Origin of the sequence: Cupriavidus metallidurans CH34, from assembly GCF_000196015.1 — a bacterium.
In the GTDB taxonomy this organism is placed as follows: Bacteria; Pseudomonadota; Gammaproteobacteria; order Burkholderiales; family Burkholderiaceae; genus Cupriavidus; species Cupriavidus metallidurans.
In genome coordinates, this window is sequence record NC_007974.2 from 265,528 (window position 1) to 290,855 (window position 25,328).

Annotated in this window: 24 protein-coding genes; 15 read left to right on the plus strand and 9 right to left on the minus strand. The window is 63.6% G+C overall.

Translation table 11 applies throughout. The features are described 5' to 3' along the window. Window positions 1-57 precede the first annotated feature (57 nt). A complete protein-coding gene (locus RMET_RS19345; RefSeq protein ID WP_224444601.1) occupies window positions 58-1,587 on the plus strand; it encodes an EAL domain-containing protein in 1,530 nt (509 codons plus the stop codon). 56 nt (window positions 1,588-1,643) lie between these two features. After that, entirely contained in the window at window positions 1,644-2,981 is a 1,338-nt protein-coding gene (locus RMET_RS19350; RefSeq protein ID WP_011518245.1) for a nucleobase:cation symporter-2 family protein, read from the plus strand. 82 nt (window positions 2,982-3,063) lie between these two features. Here the strand turns inward: RMET_RS19350 and RMET_RS19355 are convergent, their stop codons facing one another. After that, window positions 3,064-3,549 (minus strand): LEA/WHy family protein, encoded by a 486-nt coding sequence (locus RMET_RS19355; protein WP_017512617.1) that lies wholly within the window; start codon window positions 3,547-3,549, stop codon window positions 3,064-3,066. A gap of 193 nt (window positions 3,550-3,742) precedes the next feature. Between RMET_RS19355 and RMET_RS19360 the strand changes: the two genes are divergently transcribed. Beyond that, on the plus strand, window positions 3,743-4,942 hold the full coding sequence (locus tag RMET_RS19360) for an acyl-CoA dehydrogenase (RefSeq protein ID WP_011518247.1): 1,200 nt from the start codon (window positions 3,743-3,745) through the stop codon (window positions 4,940-4,942). Between the two features lie 23 nt (window positions 4,943-4,965). After that, complete coding sequence (locus RMET_RS19365) at window positions 4,966-6,111, plus strand: acyl-CoA dehydrogenase family protein (protein WP_011518248.1); 1,146 nt, start codon at window positions 4,966-4,968, stop codon at window positions 6,109-6,111. 152 nt (window positions 6,112-6,263) lie between these two features. Here the strand turns inward: RMET_RS19365 and RMET_RS19370 are convergent, their stop codons facing one another. The 5 genes from RMET_RS19370 to flgA form a co-directional block, all read right to left on the minus strand. After that, a complete protein-coding gene (locus RMET_RS19370) occupies window positions 6,264-8,507 on the minus strand; it encodes an NADP-dependent isocitrate dehydrogenase (protein ID WP_011518249.1) in 2,244 nt (747 codons plus the stop codon). A gap of 367 nt (window positions 8,508-8,874) precedes the next feature. Next, window positions 8,875-9,906 (minus strand): FUSC family protein, encoded by a 1,032-nt coding sequence (locus tag RMET_RS19375; protein ID WP_029306948.1) that lies wholly within the window; start codon window positions 9,904-9,906, stop codon window positions 8,875-8,877. Window positions 9,907-10,027: 121 nt separating this feature from the next. After that, window positions 10,028-10,492, minus strand: coding sequence for a flagellar protein FlgN (locus RMET_RS19380; protein WP_008641151.1), 465 nt, complete (start codon window positions 10,490-10,492; stop codon window positions 10,028-10,030). Between the two features lie 7 nt (window positions 10,493-10,499). Next, window positions 10,500-10,880 carry a flagellar biosynthesis anti-sigma factor FlgM gene (gene flgM / locus RMET_RS19385; protein WP_008641152.1) on the minus strand — a complete coding sequence of 127 codons (381 nt, stop codon included), beginning with the start codon at window positions 10,878-10,880 and terminating at the stop codon, window positions 10,500-10,502. A 178-nt stretch (window positions 10,881-11,058) separates the two neighbouring features. After that, the gene (gene flgA / locus RMET_RS19390) at window positions 11,059-11,796 is read right to left on the minus strand and encodes a flagellar basal body P-ring formation chaperone FlgA (protein ID WP_011518251.1); all 738 of its coding nucleotides are present in this window, start codon (window positions 11,794-11,796) and stop codon (window positions 11,059-11,061) included. 275 nt (window positions 11,797-12,071) lie between these two features. On the opposite strand from flgA, the gene flgB reads away from it, so the two are divergent. The 11 genes from flgB (at window position 12,072) to flgL (ending at window position 22,922) form a co-directional block, all read left to right on the plus strand. Next, on the plus strand, window positions 12,072-12,479 hold the full coding sequence (flgB, locus tag RMET_RS19395) for a flagellar basal body rod protein FlgB (protein ID WP_024570479.1): 408 nt from the start codon (window positions 12,072-12,074) through the stop codon (window positions 12,477-12,479). A gap of 11 nt (window positions 12,480-12,490) precedes the next feature. Then, window positions 12,491-12,898, plus strand: coding sequence for a flagellar basal body rod protein FlgC (gene flgC, locus RMET_RS19400; RefSeq protein ID WP_011518254.1), 408 nt, complete (start codon window positions 12,491-12,493; stop codon window positions 12,896-12,898). 41 nt (window positions 12,899-12,939) lie between these two features. Beyond that, window positions 12,940-13,608 carry a flagellar hook assembly protein FlgD gene (locus tag RMET_RS19405; RefSeq protein ID WP_011518255.1) on the plus strand — a complete coding sequence of 223 codons (669 nt, stop codon included), beginning with the start codon at window positions 12,940-12,942 and terminating at the stop codon, window positions 13,606-13,608. Window positions 13,609-13,681: 73 nt separating this feature from the next. Beyond that, the gene (flgE, locus tag RMET_RS19410; RefSeq protein ID WP_011518256.1) at window positions 13,682-14,929 is read left to right on the plus strand and encodes a flagellar hook protein FlgE; all 1,248 of its coding nucleotides are present in this window, start codon (window positions 13,682-13,684) and stop codon (window positions 14,927-14,929) included. A gap of 26 nt (window positions 14,930-14,955) precedes the next feature. Beyond that, window positions 14,956-15,699: a flagellar basal-body rod protein FlgF gene (gene flgF, locus RMET_RS19415; RefSeq protein WP_011518257.1), complete on the plus strand. Its 744-nt coding sequence runs from the start codon at window positions 14,956-14,958 to the stop codon at window positions 15,697-15,699. Between the two features lie 48 nt (window positions 15,700-15,747). Then, window positions 15,748-16,533, plus strand: coding sequence for a flagellar basal-body rod protein FlgG (flgG, locus tag RMET_RS19420; protein WP_008641159.1), 786 nt, complete (start codon window positions 15,748-15,750; stop codon window positions 16,531-16,533). Between the two features lie 6 nt (window positions 16,534-16,539). Beyond that, window positions 16,540-17,253, plus strand: a complete 714-nt coding sequence (gene flgH / locus RMET_RS19425) for a flagellar basal body L-ring protein FlgH (RefSeq protein WP_011518258.1) — start codon at window positions 16,540-16,542, stop codon at window positions 17,251-17,253. A 7-nt stretch (window positions 17,254-17,260) separates the two neighbouring features. Further along, the gene (locus RMET_RS19430; RefSeq protein WP_011518259.1) at window positions 17,261-18,445 is read left to right on the plus strand and encodes a flagellar basal body P-ring protein FlgI; all 1,185 of its coding nucleotides are present in this window, start codon (window positions 17,261-17,263) and stop codon (window positions 18,443-18,445) included. Continuing rightward, window positions 18,445-19,467, plus strand: a complete 1,023-nt coding sequence (gene flgJ / locus RMET_RS19435) for a flagellar assembly peptidoglycan hydrolase FlgJ (protein ID WP_011518260.1) — start codon at window positions 18,445-18,447, stop codon at window positions 19,465-19,467. Before RMET_RS19430 ends, flgJ begins: the two co-directional genes overlap by 1 nt. A 265-nt stretch (window positions 19,468-19,732) precedes the next feature. Continuing rightward, window positions 19,733-21,628 carry a flagellar hook-associated protein FlgK gene (flgK, locus tag RMET_RS19440; RefSeq protein WP_011518261.1) on the plus strand — a complete coding sequence of 632 codons (1,896 nt, stop codon included), beginning with the start codon at window positions 19,733-19,735 and terminating at the stop codon, window positions 21,626-21,628. Window positions 21,629-21,683: 55 nt separating this feature from the next. After that, on the plus strand, window positions 21,684-22,922 hold the full coding sequence (flgL, locus tag RMET_RS19445; protein ID WP_011518262.1) for a flagellar hook-associated protein FlgL: 1,239 nt from the start codon (window positions 21,684-21,686) through the stop codon (window positions 22,920-22,922). Between the two features lie 362 nt (window positions 22,923-23,284). Here the strand turns inward: flgL and RMET_RS34210 are convergent, their stop codons facing one another. The 3 genes from RMET_RS34210 to RMET_RS19460 all read right to left on the minus strand — a co-directional run bounded on the left by RMET_RS34210 (window position 23,285) and on the right by RMET_RS19460 (window position 25,324). Continuing rightward, window positions 23,285-23,968: a GGDEF domain-containing protein gene (locus RMET_RS34210; RefSeq protein ID WP_231138535.1), complete on the minus strand. Its 684-nt coding sequence runs from the start codon at window positions 23,966-23,968 to the stop codon at window positions 23,285-23,287. Between the two features lie 775 nt (window positions 23,969-24,743). After that, the gene (locus RMET_RS19455; RefSeq protein ID WP_231138534.1) at window positions 24,744-25,073 is read right to left on the minus strand and encodes a hypothetical protein; all 330 of its coding nucleotides are present in this window, start codon (window positions 25,071-25,073) and stop codon (window positions 24,744-24,746) included. A 44-nt stretch (window positions 25,074-25,117) separates the two neighbouring features. Beyond that, window positions 25,118-25,324 carry a hypothetical protein gene (locus tag RMET_RS19460; protein WP_011518265.1) on the minus strand — a complete coding sequence of 69 codons (207 nt, stop codon included), beginning with the start codon at window positions 25,322-25,324 and terminating at the stop codon, window positions 25,118-25,120. Window positions 25,325-25,328 lie beyond the last annotated feature (4 nt).

The following is a 25,328-nucleotide window of genomic DNA, read 5'->3' on the forward strand; positions in this document are numbered from 1 at the left end:
GTGACCTATGCGGCGCTTGCACTAGCCTTCATGCTTCCCGTCTGTGCCTCTGTCTGGATGAGTTACCGCCTCGCGCTGAGCGAGCAGCAGCTGCACACCGGCATCCTTGCTGCGGAGGTCCTGTACCGGGTCCACGTCTTCAGCGAGCAGAACTTGCGTATCAATGCGGCCCTGAGGCGGCATGGCGCCACATCTCCATGTTCCCCGGACAACGTTGCGCTGATGCGCAACCTCGCCGTCGGCGCAAGCTATCTGCAGGTGGTGGGCTATGTCGAAGGCAACGTGCTGCAATGCTCGTCCTACGGGTACGGAGACGGGGACGCGGGTATCCCGATCGGTCCGCCAGCCTACCGAAGCCGTCTTGGCAATTGGGTGCGGACGTCCGTGAAGTTGCCGTTCGATGAGAGCCGGCGATACATTGCGCTGACTGACTCGGTCACCGGCTATTCGAGCTTGGCGCTGCCGGACATGCTTCTCGACACCGGCGGCGGCGGTCACGGCTTCGCGATCGCGCTGGTCGCCATTTCCAACAGACAGATCGTCGTGCAACGCGACCCGATAGACCTTGGCGGCATGCCGCCACTGATTCGGGAACGCGGCACAATCACGTGGCAGCACCGTGGCGCCACGGGGTCGGTCAGCCTCTCTCCCTCGCGTGACTATGCAGCTGTCGTGATGTCCCCGGCCAGCGCGCTCCACGCCAACTGGCGGAATGTCGCGACGTGGCTGGTACCGTTCGGCGCGTTGCTCGGCGGTGCGCTCGTGGCGCTCGCGCGCCTGGGGCTGCGTCGGCGGCATGGGTTGCTGCGGCAGCTTGATCGCGCACTACGTGACGATGAACTGTCCCTCGCGTACATGCCGATTGTCGAACTGGAAAGCGGGAAATGGATCGGCGCCGAAGCGTTGATGCGCTGGTGCCACGACGGGCAGTGGATCGCGCCCGACAAGTTCATCCCGCTGGCGGAGCGGCATCACCGCATCAGGAAGCTCACGAACAGAATGCTCGATCTGCTCGTCGCCGACGCACAGGCGTTACCGCGGGACCTTGCCCGTGCGATGTACTTCTCGGTCAATCTGTCTGCGGAGGATCTGGCCGCTTGCGCGATCGCGCAACGCGTTGCCGATGTCAGGCAAGCGTGTGGCGTTGACGGCGTGATGGTCGAAGCCACCGAAGGTGTGCTGCTCGAAGCCAGCCGCGTCATCCCGAACATCGAGCGGTTACGCAAGCTTGGCATCCGCGTGGCGATCGATGATTTCGGCACGGGCTACTCGTCACTCTCGTACCTTGGCTCACTGGACGTGGACTACATCAAGATCGACAAATCGTTCGTGTCGGCCATCGGCACGAACTCGGTCAGGGGGCATGTCGTGGCGCACATCATCGACATGGCGAAGGACGTCGGCGTCGCGGTGATTGCCGAAGGTGTGGAGACCCAGGAACAGGCGGACTATCTCATGGCGCGCGGCGTGCGATACGCGCAAGGGTGGTTGTTTGGCAAGGCGATGCCGATGCAGGATTTCGTTTCCGCCATTAGGATGCATAATTTGTATTACAAAAATTGTATGCAAAAGCGACAGGTTCTGTGATAAAAACCCGAGGACAAATTCGGCTATGACCGGATCAACCGAGGAGACCCTGAAGCATGGAGACGTTGCTTTATAAGGTCGAGGATCGTCCACCGATCCTGACGACCGTGCTGCTTGCCGCACAACATCTGCTCGCCGCGCTTGGCGGCATCATCGCCGTACCGCTCGTTCTGGGCGGCGCGCTCAAACTTCCCCCAGATCAGATCGTCGCGCTTGTGAATGCCGCGTTGCTTGGCTCCGGCATCGTCACGATCATCCAATGCAAGGGTGTCGGTCCCGTCGGCATTCGACTGCCCTGCGTCATGGGCACCAGCTTCACGTTTGTTGGCGCCGGCATCAGTGTTGGCCTCGAGCATGGTGTGCCAGGCATTCTCGGCGCATCGCTGGCCGGATCGTTGGTGATGATTGTGGGCAGCTTCTTCATGCCGACAATTCGCAAGCTGTTTCCGCACACGGTGACAGGTGTCGTCGTCACAATGATCGGCCTGTCGTTGACACCGGTTGCAATCGATTGGGCAGCGGGTGGCGCGGGTAGCGCCAACTACGCGGCGCCCGGCTCACTGGCGATTGCAGGCATCGTGCTGTTGCTCGTGATCGGCTTCGTGCAATGGGGCAAGGGCATCGTTTCGGCGTCGGCCGTGGTGCTCGGCATCATGATCGGGTACCTCATCTGCCTGGCGCTTGGCATGGTGGACTTCTCGCAGCTTCATGATGCGCCGGTCTTCGCGCTGCCGCAGCCCGCGAGCTTCGGCATGAAGTTCCCGATTTCCGGTATCGCCGCGATGTCCCTGGCGTTCCTGGTCACCATCGTTGAAACGACTGGCACGTTCATGGCGCTAGGTTCGGCGACGCGCACGCCGATGCCTGGCAAGACGCTGGCGCGCGGCATTCTTTGCGATGGTGTCGGCTCCGCTTTCGCGGCGCTGCTGTCTAGCCCCCCCGTCTCGACGTTCGCGCAGAACGTGGGCGTGGTCTCGCTGACCGGTGTCGCCAGCCGCCATGTGGTGGCGTTGACGGGCGGGATGCTGGTGCTTGCGGGGCTGTTCCCGGTGCTCGGCGCGCTGGTGGTGACGATTCCGCAGCCCGTGCTTGGTGGCGCGGGCCTGATGATGTTCGCGATGATCGTGTCGGCCGGCATCCGCATGCTGGGCCATTCCGCACCGACCAAGCGCAACAGCCTGATCATCGCCGTGTCGATCGGCTGCGGTCTGGCCGTGACGATCCGTCCAGATCTGCTCGCCAAGCTGCCCGCGTTCGTGAAGGAAGTATTCGGTTCCGGGATCACCGTCGGCGCGCTGGTGGCCGTGGTGCTCAACCTGTGCCTGCCGGGCCGCGAGGTCGATGCGATAGACGAGGAAGTCGAAGGCGAGACGCTGGTGCAGGAGCTTGCCTGAGGTGATCAGCGGAAGATAATCGTGCTTGATCGGCGCCCCGGAGCAGCGATGCTTCGGGGCGTTTGACTTGTGGGATCAGCACTCAAGTGCCCCCTGTCGGCAGCGACAGCTTTCCATGATCGGTGAAGCGCGTGCCGCCAGCAAAGCCGCCTGCCAGTCGTCCGCGCACTTCATATGGAATGTTGCCCGAACTCACACCGCCGGCGAAGGCGAACGCCTGACGCACGGCGGAGAACGCGGGGACGGTCAATGGCACGTCGATCACCGTTTCGCCGAACCGGGGTACGGTCCCACTCTGGTCACTGACACCGCTGGCGAAGGACTGGCCGTTCAGGTCCAGTTCCAGTGACACCCCGTTGTATTCGATCGGCGCATCGTTGGGATTCTGGATGCGCAGTTTGACGTTGAAGCGCATCTCCAGCCCTTCGCCCGGTATCGGTTCGACACCAGCCACGGCAACCCGCAGCGGTTCCTGACCCGTCAGCGCCGCGCAGCCGCCGAGCCAGGCAAGGATGCAAAGGCAGAGGACGTAGAGGCGAATGGAACGCCGTGTGTCGGGAGCCTGCATGGTGGGCCTCGTCTGGAGAGTCTGCGGGTGAGGATTAGTGTAGTGCTTCCGGCGAGACCCGGCATATGGAATAGCGAAGTCATGTGGCGACGGGGCCTGGCGCATATTGGCCCCCCCACCAGTAGCGGGGGGCTGTCTTTCAACGTCTGGCCGCTTACTGTGAAGTCCATTGGCTTGATCAGGAGAGCTTCAGATGGATTTCCGACCCGACCCCAGCCTGCAGGCATTCCGGCAGGAGGTGCGCGAGTTCCTGCGCGAGAGTCTTCCCCCCGACCTGCCGCGCCGCAAGGGTGGCTTTCGCTCCCCACGCGCGGATTTGGCCCGCTGGCAGGGGATCCTGCACGCCAAGGGCTGGGGCGCGCCGTACTGGGCCAGCGAGCACGGCGGTACCGGCTGGACCGTGCCGCAGCGGCTGATCTTCGACGAGGAGTGCAGCGCCGCGGGCGCGCCGACGCAGGATGGCTTCGCGCAGAAGCTGGTGGGGCCCGTGCTGAACTATTTCGCGACGCCGGAGCAGCGGGCCGCCCACGTGCCGGCGATTCTCGCCGGAAAGCGGATGTGGTGTCAGGGCTTCTCCGAGCCGGGTTCCGGGTCGGATCTCGCTTCGTTGCGGACCCGCGCCGAGCGCGATGGCGATCACTACGTCGTCAATGGTCAGAAGATCTGGACCAGCTATGGGCATGAGGCCGACTGGATCTTTCTGCTGGTGCGTACCGACACGCAGGTGAAGAAGCAGGCCGGGATCAGTTTCCTGCTGGTGGACATGAAGACGCCAGGCATCACCGTGCGGCCGATCATCAGCATCGACGGCGCGCATCATCTGAACGAGACGTTCTTCGAGGACGTACGGGTACCCGTGAGCAACCTCGTCGGCGCCGAGGGCGAGGGGTGGAAGCTCACCAAGTTCCTGCTCAATAACGAGCACGCGTCGACGGCGGACCTGCCGACGCTGCAGCGATTCCAGCGGCAATTGCGTGCGTTGGCTGCCACGCGGGGGGCGGGCGGCGGGACCTTGATCGGCCGGCACGAATTTGCCCTGCGCCTGGCGCGCCTGGAGGCCGAGTTGCAGGCGATCACGGTGATGGTGCAGCGTGTGGCGGCCATGGAGGCGGACCATAGTCCCGCCGCTCACGCGATGGGTTCGATCCTCAAGGTGCGAGGTACCGAGCTGCAGCAGAAGATGAGCGAGTTCCTTGTCGAGGCGCTCGGCGACCATGGCGCGGTGGCGTATCCGGGATCGCACGCGGCCACGGCAGGCGCCCGGTCGCTGCCGATGCAGGAGGTGGCGCAGTCCATCGCGGCCGACATGCTCTTCCGGCGGGCCACCACGATCTACGGTGGTACCAGCGAAGTGCAGCGCGGCATCATCGCCAAGTCGCTGTTTCAGTTCTGACCCGACACGAGTGTTCCATATCCATGCATTTCAAGCTGAATGATGCGCAGCAAATGCTGCAGGACAGCGCCCGCCGCTTCGTCGAGAAGGCATATGCATTCGAAGCCCGCACCGCGTTGATCCAGGCGGGCCAGACTGGCGGTACCCGTCACTGGCAGACCTTTGCCGAGAACGGCTGGCTTGCCGCCGCGCTGCCGGAGACTTGCGGCGGCCTGGGCGGTTCGGTGATCGACACCGCCCTGATCGCGCAGGAACTCGGGCGTGGCCTGGTGCTGGAGCCATTTCTGGGTAGCGGCGTGCTGGCCACGCAGACGCTGCTGGCCGCAGCCACGCCGAGCCAGAGAGAGGCACTGCTGCCATCACTGGCCGAAGGGACACGACGTTACGCGCTTGCGTACAGCGAGGCCGATGCGCGTGGAATGCCGGAGATCCTTTCGACGTCTGCCGAGGCTGGCACGGACGGCTACACGTTGCGTGGCACCAAGACGCTGGTGCTGGGCGGTGTGGACGCCGATGCCTTCATCGTGTCGGCGCGCCTTGCCGATAGTGGGGAGCCGTCTGCGATCACGCTCTTTCTCGTCGACGCCGGCACGCCGGGTCTGACGTGCCACGCGCTGCCACTACATGACGGCACATGGGCGGCGGAGCTGGAGATCGATGGGGCGCGCGTGCCGGCTTCGGCCATGCTCGGCCAGCCGGGCGAAGGTTTGCGGGCATTGCGCCACGGGTTGGCGCATGCGACGGCGGCGCTGTGCGCGGAGCTTGTCGGCGGCATGGAGAAAGCCGTCGAGGTCACGGCGGATTACCTCAAGGTGCGCAAGCAGTTCGGCGTGCCCATCGGCAGCTTCCAGGCGCTGCAACACCGCATGTCCGACATGGCCGCGGAGATGGAGCTGGCGCGTTCCATGCTGTTCTCGCTACTGGCAGCCATCGACCATGAGGACGAAGCCACGCTGTTGCATCGGGTTTCCCAGGCCAAGGCGTTTGTCGGCCGTGCTGCCCGGTATGTCTGCGGGCAGGCCATTCAGTTGCACGGTGGCATCGGCATGACCGACGAGTACTTGATCGGCCACTACTACAAGCGCGCCATTGTTGCGGATTTGATCTTCGGCTCGGCGGATCGGCACGAGGCAATCTGCGCCGAGGCCATTCAGGCGGCGATGGCGTGATCGCGAGATGGGGACCGATGGCGCGTTAGCCCGCCCCTAAGTCGGCAAAGCATCAAAGAAAAAGCCCCGGAGCATTCCTGCTCCGGGGCTTTTCTGTTTTCAACCACCACCGCCAGCCAGAACTACCGGGCCAGCGGCGAGGCGAGCGCGACTTAGGCCTTCACTGCCGCCAGCGCCGAGTTCAGCGTCTGGCTCGGGCGCATCACGGCTTCCAGCATGGCGGCGTCCGGCATGTAGTAGCCGCCGATGTCCACCGGCTTGCCCTGCACAGCGCCGAGTTCGCCGATGATGGTCGACTCGTTGTCCGTCAGCGTCTTGGCCAGCGGCGCGAAGATCTTCGCCAGATCGGCGTCGCCCTTCTGCGCGGCCAGTTCCTGGGCCCAGTACATGGCCAGGTAGAACTGGCTGCCGCGGTTGTCGAGCTGGCCGGTCTTCGGCGACGGGCTCTTGGCGTTGTCCAGCAGCTTGCCGGTGGCGGCGTCCAGCGTCGTGGCCAGGATCTTGGCGCGTTCGTTGCCGGACTTGATGCCCAACTCTTCCAGCGACACGGCCAGGGCCAGGAATTCACCCAGCGAGTCCCAACGCAGATGGTTCTCTTCCACCAGCTGCGCGACGTGCTTCGGTGCCGAACCGCCCGCGCCGGTTTCGTACATACCGCCACCTGCCATCAGCGGCACGATCGACAGCATCTTGGCGCTGGTACCCAGTTCCATGATCGGGAACAGGTCGGTCAGGTAGTCGCGCAGGATGTTGCCGGTCACCGAGATGGTGTCCAGGCCGCGGATCACGCGTTCCAGCGTGTAGCGCATGGCGCGAACCTGCGACATGATCTGGATGTCCAGGCCGTTGGTGTCGTAGTCCTTCAGGTACGTTTCCACCTTCTTGATCAGCTCGGCCTCGTGCGGACGGTACGGGTCCAGCCAGAACACGGCAGGCATGCCCGAATTGCGGGCGCGCGTAACGGCCAGCTTCACCCAGTCGCGGATCGGGGCGTCCTTGACCTGGCACATGCGCCAGATGTCGCCTGCTTCAACCTGCTGCGTCAGGGCGGTCAGCACTTCGCCGGTGGCGTTGTCGACGATGCGGGCTTCGCCGTCTTCGGGAATCTCGAACGTCTTGTCGTGCGAACCGTACTCTTCGGCCTTCTGGGCCATCAGGCCGACGTTCGGCACCGTGCCCATCGTCACCGGATCAAACGCGCCGTTGGTCTTGCAGAAGTTGATGATTTCCTGATAGATGCGGGCGAAAGTCGATTCCGGAATCAGGCACTTGGTGTCCTTCGTACGGCCGTCCGCGCCCCACATCTTGCCGCCGATACGGATCATGGCCGGCATCGATGCGTCGACGATCACGTCGTTCGGCGCGTGCAGGTTCGAGATGCCCTTGGCCGAGTCTACCATCGCCATTTCCGGGCGATGTTCGTGGCAGGCGTGCATGTCGCGGATGACTTCCTCGCGCTTCGATTCCGGCAGCGTTTCGATCTTGGTGTACAAGTCGACCAGGCCGTTGTTGACGTTCACGCCCAGTTCGTCGAACAGCTTCTGGTGCTTGGCGAACGCATCCTTGTAGAAGACCTTGACGGCGTGGCCGAACACGATCGGGTGCGACACCTTCATCATCGTCGCCTTCACGTGCAAGCTCAGCATGACGCCGGTCTTGCGCGCGTCTTCCATCTGGTCTTCATAGAAGTCCAGCAGGGCCTTCTTGCTCATGAACATGCTGTCGATGACTTCGCCGTCCAGCAGCGCGACCTTCGGCTTCAGCACGATGGTCTTGCCGCTCTTGGTCAGCAGTTCCATGCGGACTTCGCGTGCGCCGTTCAGCGTGATCGACTTCTCGCCATGGTAGAAGTCGCCGTGCTTCATGTGGGCGACGTGCGTGCGCGAGGCCATGCTCCACTCGCCCATGCTGTGCGGGTGCTTGCGCGCGTAGTTCTTGACGGCGGCAGGCGCGCGGCGGTCCGAGTTGCCTTCGCGCAGGACCGGGTTCACGGCGCTGCCCAGGCACTTCGAGTAGCGCTTCTGGATGGCCTTCTCTTCTTCGGTCTTCGGATCTTCGGGGAAGTCGGGGATCTTGTAGCCCTTCGACTGCAGTTCCTTGATCGCGCTGACGAGCTGGAACACCGAGGCGCTGATGTTCGGCAGCTTGATGATGTTGGTGTCCGGGTCTTGCGTGAGCTTGCCCAGTTCGGCCAGGTTGTCCGGCACACGCTGTGCTTCGGTCAGGAATTCGGGGAATTCGCCCAGGATACGGCCAGCGACCGAGATGTCGCTGGTCACGACGTTCACGCCGGCCGGGCCAGCGAACGTGCGGATGATGGGCAGGAAGGCACTGGTGGCCAGCAGCGGAGCTTCGTCGGTTAGGGTGTAAATGATGGTTGGCTGCTGGTTGCTCATCGCTTATCTCGCATCAGATTCGGGTTGGGAAATGCCTCTTCCGGGTCGCGGTTCGAGGCAAGACTCGAATTTTGCCTGATTTTGCATGGCGGAGGTGCAATCCTTCATGTGAAATTTACGCAATGTATGCAGCCGCATTCACCATCGGTCTGGCTATCACCCCGTCTTCATGCTGCCATTTGCGTTCAAAATCATCGATTTAGCCAATGACAGGAATCGATGAAAAACCATCATTCTTATATCTTATAGAAGAGTCCGACTGGCGGACTCGGGAATAACACCTCATCCATGTGACTCAAAATTCATTTTTAAGATTTGGATGGGCGGCCAGACGCATTCACTGGAATCGACATCACGGGCCGGTCGCTCAGTGCGTGCCGTTGTACGGGAAGCGGCTCTGCCGGGCCATTTGCGCAAGGTGATCGCGCAGATGACCGATCTCGGCGGCCAGGTGCAGCGTCAGGAAGGTATGGGAGCTGTGCCCGATCGAGGGGTCATCCGGATGCGGTTCGGGCAGCGGCAGGTTCAGTTGCACCATGGATTCGTCGCCGGACTCGAGCGCGCTGGCCATTTCCAGCAGCAGATCGCGGATGTGGCGCTCCTCGTCCGTCGGCTCGGCCGCCACGGGGTCGATGGCCGCGAGCATTTCCAGCGCGCTGATGCAGACCCGCGCGCTGTGTTGTACCTCTTCGAGATCGGCCGTCGGCACGCCGGTTTCCTTGGCGACCGATGGGATCAGGCTGCGCAACTGCACCAGCGACGCCGAGAGTTTCATCATGTCCTGCTGCCGCTCTTTCTCGTCCCGCATCCCGCGCGCGATCTTCGCGTGCACGGCCGCGCAGCTCCGCAGCATGCCGGCCAGCTTAAAGCGCCAGGAGTAGGACGCATAGGCAGGCAGCGCGAACGAGAAGGCCAGCGCGATCACCGTGCCGATCAGCACATCGAGCGTGCGCCACAGGGCATCCTCGACATGCTGGTTGCCATGGCCTGCCGTGATGACGACGGTAATGGCCGCCAGCAGCGCGATGTAGCCGCCCTTGCCCACGGCGTGGTAAGCGCAGTAGCCGCAGATCACGGCCAGCAGCAGCCAGGTAAGTACGGGGATGTGGAAATAGGCTTCCTGAAGGATCAGAAGCAGCCCGAGGAATGCGCCGATCACCGTGCCGGCGCCGCGCTCGGCGGCGCGCCGGCGGATATTGCCGTGGTGCTGCAGGCCGCCGATGACGACCAGAACGGTGATGGTGGCCCACTCACCGTGCGGGATGTGAATGCCGGTGGTGAGGGCAATCGAGACCAGCAGGGCCAGCGCCACGCGCACGGCGTGAAAGATGCGGGCCTGCCGGAATCGTCGGTCGGGGTCGAACAGCGCGCTGGTTGTCTTTCGCAGGGCCTCGAACATGGCGATCACCGAGAAGTGAACGCTTCGAGTGTATAGAGCGGAACCCGGGTTCCGCAATGTTTACATCCCGGCGCAGGAATACCTGGGTGCGGGGCCGCACCCGTCGCGGTCGGGGTGTGTGTCAGCCGGCGGCCAGACTGACGCCGCCCGCGGTGGCGCTTGCCTTGCCATTGCGGCCGTACATTTCGTTCGGGCCGGCACCGCCCTGGCGCAGTACCTGGATCGCTTCCTGCGTGAATTCCAGATGCGCGTTGACGATGGCGCCGTTGAGTTCGTTGGCGTCGCGGGCCTTGTGGGCAAAGAACACCACCTTGCGCCACGCTTCGGCCACGCCGGGTTCGAGCGGGCCGCCGATCAGCAGTCCGCCGGCGCCCACGCGCAGCTTCAGCGCGATCATCTGCGCCTCGCGCGCGGCGGTGGCGCGGGTCAGCGCCTGAGCCAGTTCCATCTTCTTGCCGAGCAGATCGGTCAATGCCTGGAAGTCCTGTCGCTTGATGGCCTCGCGTTCATCCGCAAGGGCGCGGCCAAAGGCCGCAATGGCGCCGGCTTCAATCGAAAGGGTCTGGATCAGGGCTGCCTGGGTCATGTGAAGTTCAGGGTTTGCTGCCGCCCTGGCTCAGCTCATGAAGCGATGCGAGCAGGCCGTCGGCAATCTTGCTGGGATCGATCTGGATCCGGCCCTCCGCAATCGCCTTGCGCACTTCCGCAACCTTGGCGACATCGATATCACTGTCGCTGTCCTGCAGCAGGCGCGTGCCGATTTCCCGAACCTGCGCGGCCAGCGGGCTGACACGCACGCCGGTCAGGGCGGTGGGATCCGACGACGCGGCGGCACCGCTGGCGGCCGGACGGGCGCCGCCTTCGGATGCCGACGGCTCGGTGGGCCGGGACGAGGGGGAATTGTTGATCTTCACGGTGAAATCCTTGCTGGGTTCCTCTGGCTTATCGGATGCGCCGCCGGAAACTTTAGGCATTTCCGGTGTGGTGCGGCGCGATCGCCTGACAGTTCCGCGGCATTTTCGCACGCCCGGCCCGTGCCGGTTGTGACGCTGCCATTTTCCTGTTGTGCCAAGGCCTCCAGCCCGTGTGACGACTAACTTCCGGGGACTTCAGGCCACGGCGAAAAGTGCCGAAGCCGCAATTTTCATCGACTTATTGCTGCAGCACGACCGTATCGCCGCTGCGAACCAGCCCGCTGACGACCTGGCCGTTGCGCAGCCGCACCTGGACCATGTTGCCGGTGGCGGCGTCGGTCAGCACCTTGCCTTCGCTGCTGAGCTGGAACGAATCGCCTTCCACGGTCACGTTGACGGTCTGGCCCGATTTCACCGCAATCGGCTTCCGGACCAGGTCGGTGCGCATCGGCGAACCGGCCGCGATGCGATTGGCGGAGACGGCGCCGTCCACCTGCGACGGGTCGGTCACCACGGCGCGCGGCAGCATGGCCAGATCGCCCTGACGGACCTCGAGATCGGCGGCGGTAATGGTTTCTCCCGGGCCCATCGCGCGCGCGGCCACATAGTAGTCAGTGAGCACCGACACGCGCGCCTGCATGTAGCGGGTCCACGGCCGGTCGCCACCGCAGCGCAATCCCACGTTGACGCGGCCATAAGGTGCCGCGCCGGGCGGCAGGAACGGTTGCGGATCGACGCACTCCGGCGCGCGGCCGCCCGAGGGCGTTCCCACCTGGACGCTGACCTTGCCGGGCAGGCCGCCGGCCTGGCGCAGCAGGAACTGCTCCACGGCCACGCGGGCCGGGTCATCGACAAACGGTGTGGATGGGGTTTGTGCCGTCACAGGCGTGGCAACGGCGGGCGCGGCCAGCACTGGCTGGCTCATGGCAATGCCGGCCAGCGCCAACAGCGCGGCGGCCTGGCGATAGAGATTCATGGCGTTCATCCCAGCAAGGATGTAAGTGTGGCGCGCCGCCAGTGCGCGATGCGCCGTTGTCATTCAGTGGGGCTCATTGTAGGCAGCGTGTCGCGAGAGACCGCAGCGGAAATGCGCGGGTTTCCCGTCCCTATTCCAGCGATTGGCGTGACAACCCGACCCCTAAGATGGCAACCCTGAAGAAGCCCGACTGCGGCGCCGGACACGTATACCTGGCCACGCGACGGCGTTCTCCCCGCAATGCAGCCATTTGAAGCCACGCAGGAAAGGCAGACATCATGGACAAACTTGACGCAGCGTTCCGCTTCCAGCAGGACGCCCTGAGCCTGAGGACACAGCGGCAATCGGTGATTGCCTCGAACATCGCGCACGCCGACACGCCGGGCTACAAGGCCCGCGACTTCGACTTCGCCAGCACGCTGGCCCAGTCGGTGGAACGCGGCCAGCGCAGCGAGGGCACGTCGTTGTCCACCACGTCCGTGCGTCACCTGCCGGGGCAGGCGCCCACGTCCACCGGCCATGAACTCGACTACCGCATTCCGCTGCAGTCGAGCATCGACGGCAACACGGTTGAAATGGATACCGAGCGCGTGGCGTTTGCCGACAACACCGTCCACTACGAAGCGGGCCTCACGGTGATGAGTTCCAAGATCAAGACGATGCTGGCCGCGATCCAGAGCTGACGGAGACTGCCGTGGGAACGATGAGCATTTTCGATGTGGCGGGCTCGGCGATGGCCGCGCAGTCGCAACGCATGAACGTGACGGCTTCGAACCTGGCCAACGCGGACAGCGCGGTGGCCCCGAACGGGCAGCCGTATCGCGCCAAGCAGGTGATCTTCGAGATGGCGCCCACGCCCGGCCAGAGCGATGTTGGCGGCGTGCAGGTGGCTGGGGTGATGGAAGACACCGCGCCGGCGCGCATGGTGCACAACCCGAGCCATCCGCTCGCGGACGCCAACGGCTACGTGACGATGCCCAATGTGAATCCGGTGGAAGAGATGGTCAACATGATCTCCGCATCGCGTTCGTACCAGGCCAACGTCGAGGTGCTCAACACCGCCAAGAACATGATGCTGAAGACGCTGACCATCGGTCAGTGAAGCCCAACCTTCCGAATCTCCAGGACTAGCCGGAACCCACCATGACCACCACTTCCAACGTTGGCAGCAGCACTACTTCGGCCGTGAACCAGGCGCTGCAGAACGGCAGCGCCAGCGCCGCCGATCTGCAGAACCAGTTCCTGACGATGCTGGTGACGCAGATGAACAACCAGGACCCGCTCAATCCGCTGGACAACTCGCAGCTCACCTCGCAGCTCGCGCAGATCAGCACCGTCAGCGGCCTGCAGACGATGAACACCACGATGACTCAGCTGCTGCAGCAGACCGCTGCCAGCCGTGCGATGGACTCCGCCAACCTGATCGGCAAGACCGTGATGGTGCCGGGCTCTGCCGTGAGCGTGTCCGGCGGCGTGCCGGGCCAGATTGGCGTGGACATTCCTTCGACCGCCGACAGCGTGACCGTGCAGGTGCTTGACGCCAGCGGCAACGTGGTGCGCACGATCGACATGAAGGGCCAGACCGCTGGCGTGAAGGATGTTGCCTGGGACGGCAAGAACGACCAGGGCAACGCGGTCGCGGATGGCGACTACAGCTTCAAGGTGGCCGCGACAGCCAATGGCAAGGACGTGAAGCCGGTGGCGCTGGTCTACGGCAAGGTGCAAGCGATCAGCGGCGACAGTTCGGGCGTGCTGGTCGACCTCGGCAACGGCCAGACTGCCAGCGTCGACGACGTACGCCGCATTTCCTGAACGCATTCACATATCACCCGGTCCGGCATACGCGCGGGCATTTCACGAACGACAGCCTACATAGGGGTTAATCATGGGTTTTGGTCAAGGGGTAAGCGGCCTGAACGCCGCGGCGTCCAACCTGGACGTGATCGGCAACAACATCGCCAACGCGAACACGGTTGGCTTCAAGCAATCGACCGCGCAGTTCGCGGATGTCTACGCAGGTTCGAAGATCGGCCTGGGCACGCGCGTGAATTCGGTGGTGCAGTCTTTCACCAACGGCAATATCTCGTCGACCGGACGCAACCTCGACGTGGCCATCAGTAACGGCAACGGCTTCTTCCGTCTGGCCAGCACGGACGGCGGGGTGTACTACTCGCGCAATGGCCAGTTCCAGCGCCTGGACGATGGCCGTCTGGTCAATGCGTCGGGCCTGCAGGTCACCGGTTACCCGGCCGGCACCACGGCCGGCGGTGTGGCGCCGCAGCCGATCGTGATCAGCAACGCGCAGATGCCGCCGCAGGCCACCACGAACATCAAGGCTCAGTTCCAGCTCGATTCGCGCAGCACGGTACCGACCAACGCGTTCGTCAGCACGCCGGGCGCCACGCCGCCCGTGCTGCCGAACTCGACCATGTTCAACTACAGCACGGCGATGACGGTGTATGACTCGCTGGGCAACAAGCAGCAGCTCACCGCGTACTTCGGCAAGAGCATCCCGGCGACGACCCCGGCACCGCCCAACGCATTCGGCGGCACGGACTGGGACATGAACGTGACCGACGCGTCCGGCAACGTGCTGCAGACGGTCAAGCTGTCCTTCGATGCGAACGGCATGCTCAAGGCGCCCAGCGCCACCACGATGCCGACGGTCACGCTGCCGGCCGCCAATGGCGCCGCCGCGATGACGGCTACGCTGGATCTGTCGGGCACCACCCAGTTCGGCGCGGACAACGACCCGAAGAGCATCGTGCAGAACGGCTTCACGTCGGGCTCGCTGCTGGGCTTCTCGGTGCAGTCAGACGGCACGATCCTCGGTTCGTTCTCGAACGAGCAGACGAAGTCGCTGGGCCAGATCGCCATGGCCGCGTTCGGCAATGCCGAAGGCCTGAAGCCGGAAGGCAACAACGTGTGGTCCGCCACCGGCGCCTCGGGCCAGGAACTGCTCGGCGTGGCCGGCGGTTCGATGGGTACGCTGCAGTCGGGCTCGGTGGAAGAGTCGAACGTGGACCTGTCCGGCCAGCTTGTGAACCTGATCGTCGCCCAGCGCAACTACCAGGCCAACGCGCAGACCATCAAGGCGCAGGACACGGTCATGCAGACGCTGGTGAACCTCTGATCTCAGCCTGAACTTCAAGCAGCGTCATGGACCGCATGATCTACACCGCCCTGTCGGGCGCCAAGCAGATACTCGACCAGCAGGCCGCGGTATCGAACAACCTGGCCAATGCTTCCACAACGGCCTTCAAGGCGCAGGTCAACATGTACCGCGCCGTGCCGGTGGTGGGGCAGGAGACGCAAACACGCGCCTTCACGTTGGCCTCGACGCCAGGCGCCGACATGAAAGCCGGTCCGCTCAGTTACACGGGCCGCAACCTGGACGTGGCGCTGCAGGGCAACGGCTGGCTGGCGGTGCAGATGCCGGACGGCTCCGAGGCATACACCCGAGCGGGATCGCTGCAGGTGTCGCCGGACGGACAACTCCAGACCTCGCTGGGCCTGCCGGTGATGGGCGACGGCGGTCCGATCGGGATTCCGCCCGGTTCCACGGTGTCGATCGGCACCGATGGAACCGTGACCGCGCGTGGCCCGGGCGAGGCCGCGAACGGCCTGGCCCAGGTAGGAAAGCTGCGCGTCGTCACGCCGCCGCCCGAAGGGCTGGCGCGCGGTGACGACGGCTATTTCCGCCTGCGTCCGGGCGTGGACCCGCTTCAGCAGGACCCCAACGTCCGCGTAATCTCCGGCGCGCTGGAAGGCAGCAATGTCAACCCGGTCGAGTCCATGGTGGAAATGATCGCCAACGCGCGTCGCTTCGAAATGCAGATGAAGATGATCACGGGCGCCGACAGCAACGATCAGCGGGCCAACGCGCTGCTCTCCAACAATTGAAGCGCGCGGGCTTGAAGCCAGCGCGGAAAAGCTAAGACAAGGAACACCATGATCCGCTCTCTCTGGATTGCCAAGACCGGTCTTGATGCGCAGCAGACGCAGATGGACGTGATCTCGAACAACCTGGCCAACGTGTCCACCACGGGCTTCAAGCGCAGCCGCGCCGTGTTCGAGGAAATGATGTACCAGACGATCCGCCAACCGGGCGCGATGTCGTCGGACCAGACGGTGCTGCCGTCCGGCATGCAGATCGGTACCGGTGTGCGTCCCGTGGCAACCGAGCGTATCCACACGCAAGGCAACCCGCAGCAAACGGGCAACGCCAAGGACGTGGCCATCATCGGCAACGGCTTCTTCCAGGTGACGATGCCAGACGGCACCACCTCCTATACACGCGATGGTTCGTTCCAGGTGGACCAGAACGGTCAGCTGGTCACGTCGAGCGGCTTCGTGATCAATCCGGCCATCACGCTGCCGGCCAACTACACCTCGGTGAACATCGCGCGTGACGGCACGGTGACCGTGATGCAGCCGGGCTCGACCAACGCAGCCACGGTGGGCCAGCTTCAACTCGCCACTTTCCCGAACCCGACCGGGCTGGAAAGCATGGGCGAGAACCTGTACGTGCAGACCGATGCCTCGGGCGCGCCGAACACCACGGTGCCGGGCCTGAACGGCGCGGGCACGCTGCAGAACAACTACGTCGAAGCGTCGAACGTGAACGTGGTGGAAGAACTGGTGAGCATGATCCAGACCCAGCGCGCGTACGAAATCAACAGCAAGGCGGTGCAGACGTCGGATCAGATGCTGCAGCGTCTGACCCAGATGGGATAAATGGCAATGACCATGGCCGCCACTCGCTCTGGCTCTCGCATCGTCGCATTCGTCGCGCACGCCATCGTCGGCCTGGCCGCGCTGGCCAGCGGCGGCTGCGCGATGATGCCCAAGGAGCCGCTCGTGCAACTGCCCACCACAGCGCGCGCCGAATCGCGCCCGGTGAGCGCACCCACGGGCTCGATCTTTGCGTCTTCCTACGCGGCGGGCAATCCGCTGTTCGAGGACCGGCGGCCACGTAATGTTGGTGACATCCTGACCATCGTGATCACGGAGAACATCAACGCCAGCAAGAACTCGGGCTCCAACGCCAGCCGCGCCGGCAACAGCACGCTGAGCTTCAACGCGGTGCCGCGCGCGCTGGCTGGGCTGTTCAGCTCCGCTTCGAACGCCGACATCGGCGGTACCAACACGCTGAAGGCCAGCGGCGGGTCCTCCGCGAACAACACGTTCAACGGCACCATCACGGTGACCGTGCTGGAGGTGCTGCCCAACGGCAACCTGGTGGTGTCCGGCGAAAAGCAGATGGCCATCAACCAGGGCGCGGAGTTCATTCGTTTCTCGGGTGTAGTCAATCCGCGCACGATCACTGGCGACAATGGGGTGCTCTCCACCCAGGTGGCGGACGCGCGTATCGAGTACACCGCCAAGGGGTATATCGACGAAGCACAGAACATGGGCTGGCTGCAGCGCTTCTTCCTCAATGTCCTTCCGTTCTGATTTCGCCATGTTTTTGCCTCCGATGCCTTTCCACAAGCCAGGCTCGCTTTTGGGCACCCCGCCCGGCCTTCATTCCCGCTCAGGTCGTGCGGTCTTTCTTGCTGGCCTGCTGCTCGCGCTCTTCCTGGGCCTGGGCTTTGGCCACGCACATGCGGAACGCCTGAAGAACCTGGCGACGTTCCAGGGCGTGCGCGACAACCCGCTCGTGGGCTATGGCCTGGTCGTGGGGCTGGACAATACCGGCGACCAGACCATGCAGACGCCGTTCACCACGCAGAGCTTGCAGAACATGTTGTCGCAGCTTGGCATCACGCTGCCAGCGGGCAAGAACATGCAGCTCAAGAACGTGGCGGCGGTGATGGTGACCGCAGCGCTGCCGGCGTACGCACAGCCTGGCAGTCAGATCGACGTGGTGGTGTCGTCGATGGGTAACGCCAAGAGCCTGCGCGGCGGCACGCTGCTGATGACGCCGCTCAAGGGTATCGACGGGCAGGTGTACGCCGTGGCGCAGGGCAACATGCTGGTGGGCGGCGCGGGTGCATCGGCCAACGGCAGCAAGGTGCAGATCAACCAGCTCGCCGTGGGCCGCATCGCCAACGGCGCCATCGTAGAGCGCGCCGTGCCTTCCTTCCAGCCGGAAGGCGGCTTCATGAACCTCGAGCTCAAGGACACCGACTTCGGCACCGTCGAGCGCGTGGTCGAGGCGATCAACCGCAATCTGGGCGCGGGAACGGCTGCCGCCATGGATGGCCGCGTGGTGCAGGTGCGCACGCCGCAGGCGCCATCGGCGCGCGTGGGATTCATGGCCCGGATCGAGAACCTCGACGTGACGCCGGCCAAGGCCGCCGCCAAGGTAATCCTGAATGCCCGCACGGGCTCGATCGTGATGAACCAGGCAGTGACCGTGGAAGACTGCGCGATCGCGCACGGCAACCTGTCGGTCGTGATCAACACGCAGCCGGTCATCAGCCAGCCCGGGCCGTTCAGCCAGGGTCAGACCGTGGTGGCGCCGGTGTCGCAGATCGACATGAAGCAGGGCGGTGGATCACTCCAGATCGTGAAGGCCGGCGCATCGCTGGCGGCAGTGGTGAAGGGCCTGAACGCGCTTGGCGCGACCCCGGCCGACTTGCAGACGATCCTGGAGGCCATGCGTGCCGCGGGCGCCCTGCGCGCCGAGCTGGAGATCATCTGATGACGGGCGCGACGCTCTCCGGGCAGTCCGATATCTCGCAGCGCTTCGCGCTCGACACGCAAGGGTTCGAGGCGCTCAAGAACCAGGCGCGCGCCGGCAACAACAGCGGTTCGCTGCAGGCCGCCGCCAGGCAGTTCGAAGCCGTGTTCACGAACATGGTGCTGAAGAGCATGCGCGACGCGACGCCGTCTGACGGCCTCTTCGACAACGAGCAGACCAAGCTCTACATGTCGATGATGGACCAGCAGCTGTCGCAACAGCTCTCCACACGTGGTATCGGCCTGGCCGATGTCATGATCCGCCAGCTTGCGCGCGCCACGGGCCAGCAACTACCGCCGAACATGGCTACGGCTGGCGGGGTCACCGCGGCAAGCATCCAGGACGCCCAGATGGCCGGGCTGCTTGACGGCCGTGGCGCGACCGATGCCGATGGCCCGGCATTGCCGGTGGGCACGACGTTGCCCGGCCCGGCGTGGAACCCGACCGCCGGCGTGCGCCAGTACCAGAACCAGGCCGACTGGCAGGGCAATGGCCAGGCCCAACTGGGACAACTGCCCAACGACACACCCGAACACATCAGCAGCTTCGTCAACCGCATGGCAGGCCCGGCAATGGTCGCGTCGCGCGCATCGGGCGTGCCGGCCAAGCTGATCGTTGGCCAGGCCGCGCTCGAATCGGGCTGGGGACGCCGCGAGATCCTGAATTCGGATGGCTCGACGTCGTTCAACGTCTTCGGTATCAAGGCCGGTGCGAATTGGAAGGGCCCGACGACGGAGGTACTGACCACCGAATACGTCGATGGCCAGCCGCAGAAGGTGCGTGCCCGCTTCCGAGCCTATGGCTCCTACGAAGAGGCTTGTAATGACTATGCGCGGCTGCTGACCTCCAATCCGCGTTACGCGGGCGTGGTGGCGGCAAACAGCGCCGACGAGGCCGCCCACGGCTTGCAGCGCGCGGGATATGCCACCGATCCGGCCTACGGCGAGAAGCTCGTCCGGATCATGAAGAAGGTTTCAACCTGAAGCATCGCGATAGCGGGTTGGTCCCCTATGCCGCGTTGTGGGCGAGGGGAGAAAACAATCGGTGAACCTGCATGGCGCGGCGCTTGTCAGTCGCGCTATTGGCGTTTGTGGAAGCAATTCTTCACGAGAGTGCGCGCTCACAACTACCCCGCATCTTCACGATTTGCCGCGCTAAAGTTGAGCGGCGTTCCGGCCGTTATTCAGCACATCCACCGCCGTCGGCCGTGTGCCGCCGGCTTGCCATTCGATCCGGAGTCAGACAAACATGTCTCTGTTTAATATCGGTCTGTCGGGCCTGAACGTGGCGCAGAACGCGCTGACGACCACTGGCCACAACTTCAGCAATGCCGCGACTCCGGGCTACACGCGCCAGAGCACGATCATCGCGTCGGCCGGCGGCCAGTTCACGGGCTCCGGATTCTTCGGCCAGGGCTCCAGCACTGTTACCGTGCAGCGCGTCTACGACGGTTTCCTGACCGGCCAGCTTCGCACGGCCACATCGGCCAGCAGCGAGCTGTCCACGTTCTCGAGCCAGATCTCGCAGATCGACAACCTGCTGGCTGATCAGAACGCGGGCCTGGCCCCGCTGATGCAGAAGTTCTTTGCCGCAGTCCAGACGGTATCGGACACGCCGGGCGACACCGCGGCGCGGCAAGGCATGTTGTCCGCCGCCCAGGCGCTGACCGGCCAGGTCAAGGCGTCGAGCGACTACTTCAAGCAGCTTCAGGACGGCATCAACACGCAGCTCACGTCGTCGGTGCGTCAGGTCAACGATTACACCAAGCAGATCGCCAGCCTGAACAAGCAGATCTCGCAACTGACCGCCGCATCGGGCGGCCAGCCTCCCAACGACCTGCTGGACCAGCGCGACCAGGCCGTGTCCGAGCTGACCAAGCTGGTGGGCGCGAAGGTCGTGGTGCAGGATGGCAATACGTATAACGTCTTCGTCGGCAACGGCCAGCCGCTGGTGATGGGCTCCGAATCGTACGATATGACCGCGGTGCCGTCGGCGGCGGACCCGAGCCGCATCACGATCGGCTACACGCTGCCAAACGGCAACACAGTGCAGTCGGAGGACGGTTCGGTGACCGGTGGCTCGATCGGCGGGCTGCTGCGCTTCCGCAGCCAGTCGCTCGACCAGGCGCAGAACGCCATCGGCCGCCTGTCGCTGGCGATTGGCCAGGTGTTCAACAACCAGCACAAGCTCGGTATCGACCTGAACGGCGCAACGGGCACCGATCTCTTCTCGCTGGGCCAGCCGACGACGTACGCGAACGCGAACAATAAGTCGAACGCGGTCGCCACGGCCACGATCACCAACGCCGGCAGCCTGACTACCAGTGACTACTCGTTGAAGTTCGACGGCACGAACTACTCGCTGACGCGTCTGTCGGACAACACCGTCGTGGCGACGTCGACCTCGTTGAGCGGCATCTCCGCGGACGGCATTTCCGTCAGTCTCAACGGACCGATGAGCGCCAACGATTCGTTCCTGATCCAGCCGACACGCAATGCCGCGGCAGGCTTCGGCACGCTGATCACGGACCCGGCCAAGGTGGCCGCCGCTTCGCCGGCACGCGCCGACGCCAGCACGCAGAACACCGGATCCGGCACGGCCAAGCTCAGCGGCGTGGCGCAGGGCTTCACGCAACTGTCGGGCAAGATCACGGCGAAATACACGGGCGCCGGCTACACGTTCACCGATGCCCTGGGTAACGTAGTGACCCCGACCAGCACTGCCGCCAGCGGTACCGGCACCGACTACACCTTCAGTGGGCTGACCTTCCATTTCGACGGCACGCCGAAGGCGGGCGACACGTTCACGCTGTCGAGCAACTCCGGCGCGACGGCTGACAACGGCAACGCCCTGGCGCTGGCCAAGCTGCAGACCGCCAAGACGATCAACGGCACGTCCAGCTTCAACGACGCCTATGCGTCGCTGGTCAACCAGGTGGGCAGCGATGCCAAGTCGGCAAGCATTGCCTCGGAGTCGCAGGACAGCATCACTACGCAGGTTACGTCGGCACAGCAGTCGGTGTCCGGCGTGAACATGGACGAGGAAACGGTGAACCTGCTCAAGTTCCAGCAGCTTTATCAGGCGAATGCGAAGGTCATCCAGACGGCCAGCACGATCATCGACACGCTCCTCAGCATCGGCTGACCGGGCCACGTTCTCCACTGACAGTTAGTTCAAACGGATACGAAGGAATCACGCCATGCGCGTCGCTACCTCCACCCTGTACCAGCAAGGCCTGGCCTCGATGAACAACCAGCAGTCCAAGCTGCTGTATGTGCAACAGCAACTTGGCACCGGCCGCCGCATCCTGACACCGTCTGATGACCCCGTGGCTGCCACGCGCGCGCTGGGTGTCGCCCAGGCCCAGTCCGTGAACGGGCAGTACGCCACGACCCGCAAGCAGGCGAACGCATCGCTGGGCCTGGAGGAGAACACGCTCCAGTCGGTCACGACCACGATCCAGAATATCCAGTCGCTGCTGGTGAACGCCGGTAACGGCACGATGAGCGACACCGACCGCGCGTCGCTGGCCACGGCATTGCAGGGGCAGTACGATCAGCTTATGGGCCTGGCCAACGCCGACGACGGCAATGGCAACTACCTGTTCGCGGGCTTGCAGGCCAACACGGTACCGTTTGCGAAGAACGCCGCCGGCGCGGCTGTGTATCAGGGCGACAACAGCCATCAGCTGCTGCAGGTTGACGTCGCGCGCCAGATGGAATCGGGCAACACCGGCGCCGAGGTCTTCATGAGCGTGACGACCAACGCCGGCTACGTGCTCAATGGCAATGCCGGCAACGCCGGTACCGCCACGTATGGGCCGATCTCCGTTTCGGATCCGACCAACCCGCTCTATGGCACGCCGCTGAAGCTGACCTTCCAGCCCAATGCCACGACCGGGGCAATGGAGTACCAGGTGTCGAACGCCACCACGGGCACCGCGATTGGCACGGCGCAGCCCTACTCTGATGGCACGCCCATCAACGTGGGCGGCGTGTCGTTCACGGTCAAGGGCACGCCGGCCGCTGGTGATTCGCTAACGGCCGTGCCCGCGCAACAGGCCGGCGCGGACATCTTCGCGAACCTGCAGAACGTCATCAGCGCGCTGAAGAAGCCGATCGACACCGGCGCGAACACGGATGCCGCCAACGCCAACCTGCAGAACGTGCTGGCTACCGGCATTCGCCAGATGGGCAACTCACTCGACAACGTGCTGACGGTCCGGTCGTCGGTGGGCTCGCGCATGCAGGAACTCGACGCGCTGGACACGATCGGCCAGAACCGCGACCTGAACAGCAAGTCCGCGCTGTCCGACCTGCAGGACCTGAACTACGCGTCGGCCATCACCGAGTACTACCAGCGCCAGACTGCACTCCAGGGCGCCCAGCAATCGTTCATGCAGATCCAGGGGATGAACCTGTTTCAGTATTTGAGGTGATCGGGGCTCCGCTCGCCATGAGCGGGTGGCAATGAAAAAACATAGCTGCAAACAGCACAAACTACAGCTGTTGAGCACATCAAGAATAAGGCTGCAACCCTTGTCCAGCAAGGCTTGCAGCCTTCTTGTTTTTTCCACGAGACACAGTGCACGTCTCAGGGAATAACGGGCTGTATCGTCCAGGTTGACAGGGTCTTGAGCCCAGAGTTGCTAGTGAGCAGCCGACCCGACTGAGGTGGCCCGTCGCGCTACGCAGCATGGGGCTGGCTGAGACCATCGACTTGGTTGAGGCTAGCGGGAATGTCGCGACTTCATACGAACAACCAACAAGCAGCGTTGTGTCCGATGACCGACTAGGGCGCCTAGAGCGCCTGGACCGCCTCCGAAAAATGGAAGCATCCCTTGCCGCGCGCCTTTGCGACATATAGTGCGCGGTCGGCGACATTAAGGACTGCATCGGCGCTTTGTCCGTTGGGAGAGATATGGGTAATGCCGATGCTTACGCCAATCGCCACCGTCTCTCCATTGGCCAGCAGATACGGTACAGCTATGTCTCGTAGCAGCCGTTGCGCGAGCACTTGCACGTCATCACTCTCATGGAGGTTCAGCAGGATGACAAACTCATCTCCTCCAATGCGAGAGACGTGAGTGCCTTCGGGCACCGTCGCTCGCATTCGGTCCGCCACTTGCTGGAGCAGTTCGTCTCCGCAGCCGTGACCATGTACGTCATTGATGCGTTTGAAGCCGTCCAGGTCCAGATAGAGGAGCGCAGAGCGCAGTGGGGAAATGGCATTGCACTCCATTGTCGCCCTGATTTCAGCCAGCAAACTGCCTCGATTCAGAAGTCCAGTCATTGAATCGTGGCGAGCGCGGTGTGCGTTCTCGCGCTCCGACTGCATTGTCGCAACCAGCATCGCATGCATGCGAAAGGATGCACTCGTCATGCTGGCCACGTAGACGGGCAACTGAATCAGTGTCAGAAGGAACAGCGGCTCACGTGCGACGATTGCACCAAGGCAGCATGGACCCAGGGCCAGCAGAATCATTAGCCCGCTCATCCTGGGTGCCCCGAAGTTCCGAAAGCAAATGCCACCAATCATTGCAGCGGACGAAAGGCATGCTAGGGCGGCAGCAAGCCAGTTTCCGCTTGTAATGCTCAAGTAGGTTCCCAATCCTACGCTAAAGGCCCAAGCCAGACTAAGCGCCAGGTGCAAGTCGGTATGGGTCGACCGTGCAGCACGTGCTCGTCGCCGCGCCGAAACCAAGATGCTGATTCGAGCGATGCAAATCAGGCACTCCAATCCGAACCATGCAAAGAATGCCGGGCGTTGGATATGCCAGGCTATTAACGCAGCGACTAACAGCGTATTGACGACCCCGCCAACGAAGATGGATAAAGTCCCGAACAAGCTTCCGATAAGCGCACGCTTGATGTCAGTAGGGACGTCTCTGTCTGTGTCCGTTAGCCATCTTGTTATCTTCCAGCGCGGCAGCGTGAAGACCTCGGTAGGTTCTGGCATCGGCTTGTGGGTTGGGGACATATGATTTGATATTGTGCCAGACGGCTACCTGTTCGCCTTGCACTGTCCGACTCGCCGAGCCAGGTTTTGACCTCGTAGCGCGATGCGCACCAGACAGCCATCTTCAGCGTAAGTCCCTGGATTCGAGAGAATCAAATGAATGAGCGGTCCCATCCTGCCGCAGCGCGACCAAGACCAAAATGAGCTAGCGGTTCCCGAATGAATCTGGGACGCGAAGGGAAGCCGCGAGCTTACTCGCTTCTCCGGACTCCATGTGCCTTATGGCTTCGCGTTCCAGACGCTACTTGTGACCTTGCCACGCGATGTCCTCATCCTCGTCATACGCGGGGGCAAATATAGGGTGCGCCCATTGAGGGGTAGATCGCTCCAGCGCACTACCACGGCGCGGACGCTGAATGCCATAGACAAAGAAATGCTCCCGCGCATCGATCAACTGCCGTTCGATCTGACGAAACTCGCCCATAGATAGCGCAGGCGTATTCGTGAAAAAGGAGGTTCCGTCCCACGGCGATGCTCGGGTCCAGACCCACCAGACGTACTTGTACATGTGAGGGTCGGGGTGAATCGGCGGCGCAAAATAGTGGCCGGTACCGGGCTTGTCCGCCCACATGAGGTTGAACTCGTCATGGCAAGGCATCCACATGGTGACAGGCCTCAGTCGGCGCTGCGGTGAACCAACGCGAGCAACCTATTGCCACGGGCGAACGGGCAACCCAGTGAATCGTATGTGAAGTTTCGTTCGACGCTGTATGTGCCGAGCACCTTCATATGGGTGTCGTGGGCGACGCCAACTCCATGCTCTGCCGTGGCGATGAAGCCCATGACCAGGCTACGCGGATCGCGGATCGTTTCGAGGCGCATTGCA

What these genes read in the sequence shown, in the direction of transcription:
- flgE (WP_011518256.1), top strand. Translation starts at nt 13,682, where the DNA reads ATGGGTTTTGGTCAAGGGGTAAGCGGCCTGAACGCCGCGGCGTCCAAC.
- flgL (WP_011518262.1), top strand. Translation starts at nt 21,684, where the DNA reads ATGCGCGTCGCTACCTCCACCCTGTACCAGCAAGGCCTGGCCTCGATG.
- RMET_RS19370 (WP_011518249.1), bottom strand. Translation starts at nt 8,507, where the DNA reads ATGAGCAACCAGCAGCCAACCATCATTTACACCCTAACCGACGAAGCT.
- RMET_RS19360 (WP_011518247.1), top strand. Translation starts at nt 3,743, where the DNA reads ATGGATTTCCGACCCGACCCCAGCCTGCAGGCATTCCGGCAGGAGGTG.
- RMET_RS19455 (WP_231138534.1), bottom strand. Translation starts at nt 25,073, where the DNA reads ATGTGGGCGGACAAGCCCGGTACCGGCCACTATTTTGCGCCGCCGATT.
- RMET_RS19355 (WP_017512617.1), bottom strand. Translation starts at nt 3,549, where the DNA reads ATGCAGGCTCCCGACACACGGCGTTCCATTCGCCTCTACGTCCTCTGC.
- flgK (WP_011518261.1), top strand. Translation starts at nt 19,733, where the DNA reads ATGTCTCTGTTTAATATCGGTCTGTCGGGCCTGAACGTGGCGCAGAAC.
- RMET_RS19380 (WP_008641151.1), bottom strand. Translation starts at nt 10,492, where the DNA reads ATGACCCAGGCAGCCCTGATCCAGACCCTTTCGATTGAAGCCGGCGCC.
- flgG (WP_008641159.1), top strand. Translation starts at nt 15,748, where the DNA reads ATGATCCGCTCTCTCTGGATTGCCAAGACCGGTCTTGATGCGCAGCAG.
- flgF (WP_011518257.1), top strand. Translation starts at nt 14,956, where the DNA reads ATGGACCGCATGATCTACACCGCCCTGTCGGGCGCCAAGCAGATACTC.
- RMET_RS19460 (WP_011518265.1), bottom strand. Translation starts at nt 25,324, where the DNA reads ATGCGCCTCGAAACGATCCGCGATCCGCGTAGCCTGGTCATGGGCTTC.
- flgH (WP_011518258.1), top strand. Translation starts at nt 16,540, where the DNA reads ATGACCATGGCCGCCACTCGCTCTGGCTCTCGCATCGTCGCATTCGTC.
- RMET_RS19350 (WP_011518245.1), top strand. Translation starts at nt 1,644, where the DNA reads ATGGAGACGTTGCTTTATAAGGTCGAGGATCGTCCACCGATCCTGACG.
- RMET_RS34210 (WP_231138535.1), bottom strand. Translation starts at nt 23,968, where the DNA reads ATGATTCTGCTGGCCCTGGGTCCATGCTGCCTTGGTGCAATCGTCGCA.
- RMET_RS19365 (WP_011518248.1), top strand. Translation starts at nt 4,966, where the DNA reads ATGCATTTCAAGCTGAATGATGCGCAGCAAATGCTGCAGGACAGCGCC.
- RMET_RS19345 (WP_224444601.1), top strand. Translation starts at nt 58, where the DNA reads ATGAGTTACCGCCTCGCGCTGAGCGAGCAGCAGCTGCACACCGGCATC.
- flgJ (WP_011518260.1), top strand. Translation starts at nt 18,445, where the DNA reads ATGACGGGCGCGACGCTCTCCGGGCAGTCCGATATCTCGCAGCGCTTC.
- RMET_RS19430 (WP_011518259.1), top strand. Translation starts at nt 17,261, where the DNA reads ATGTTTTTGCCTCCGATGCCTTTCCACAAGCCAGGCTCGCTTTTGGGC.
- flgM (WP_008641152.1), bottom strand. Translation starts at nt 10,880, where the DNA reads ATGCCTAAAGTTTCCGGCGGCGCATCCGATAAGCCAGAGGAACCCAGC.
- RMET_RS19375 (WP_029306948.1), bottom strand. Translation starts at nt 9,906, where the DNA reads ATGTTCGAGGCCCTGCGAAAGACAACCAGCGCGCTGTTCGACCCCGAC.
- flgA (WP_011518251.1), bottom strand. Translation starts at nt 11,796, where the DNA reads ATGAATCTCTATCGCCAGGCCGCCGCGCTGTTGGCGCTGGCCGGCATT.
- RMET_RS19405 (WP_011518255.1), top strand. Translation starts at nt 12,940, where the DNA reads ATGACCACCACTTCCAACGTTGGCAGCAGCACTACTTCGGCCGTGAAC.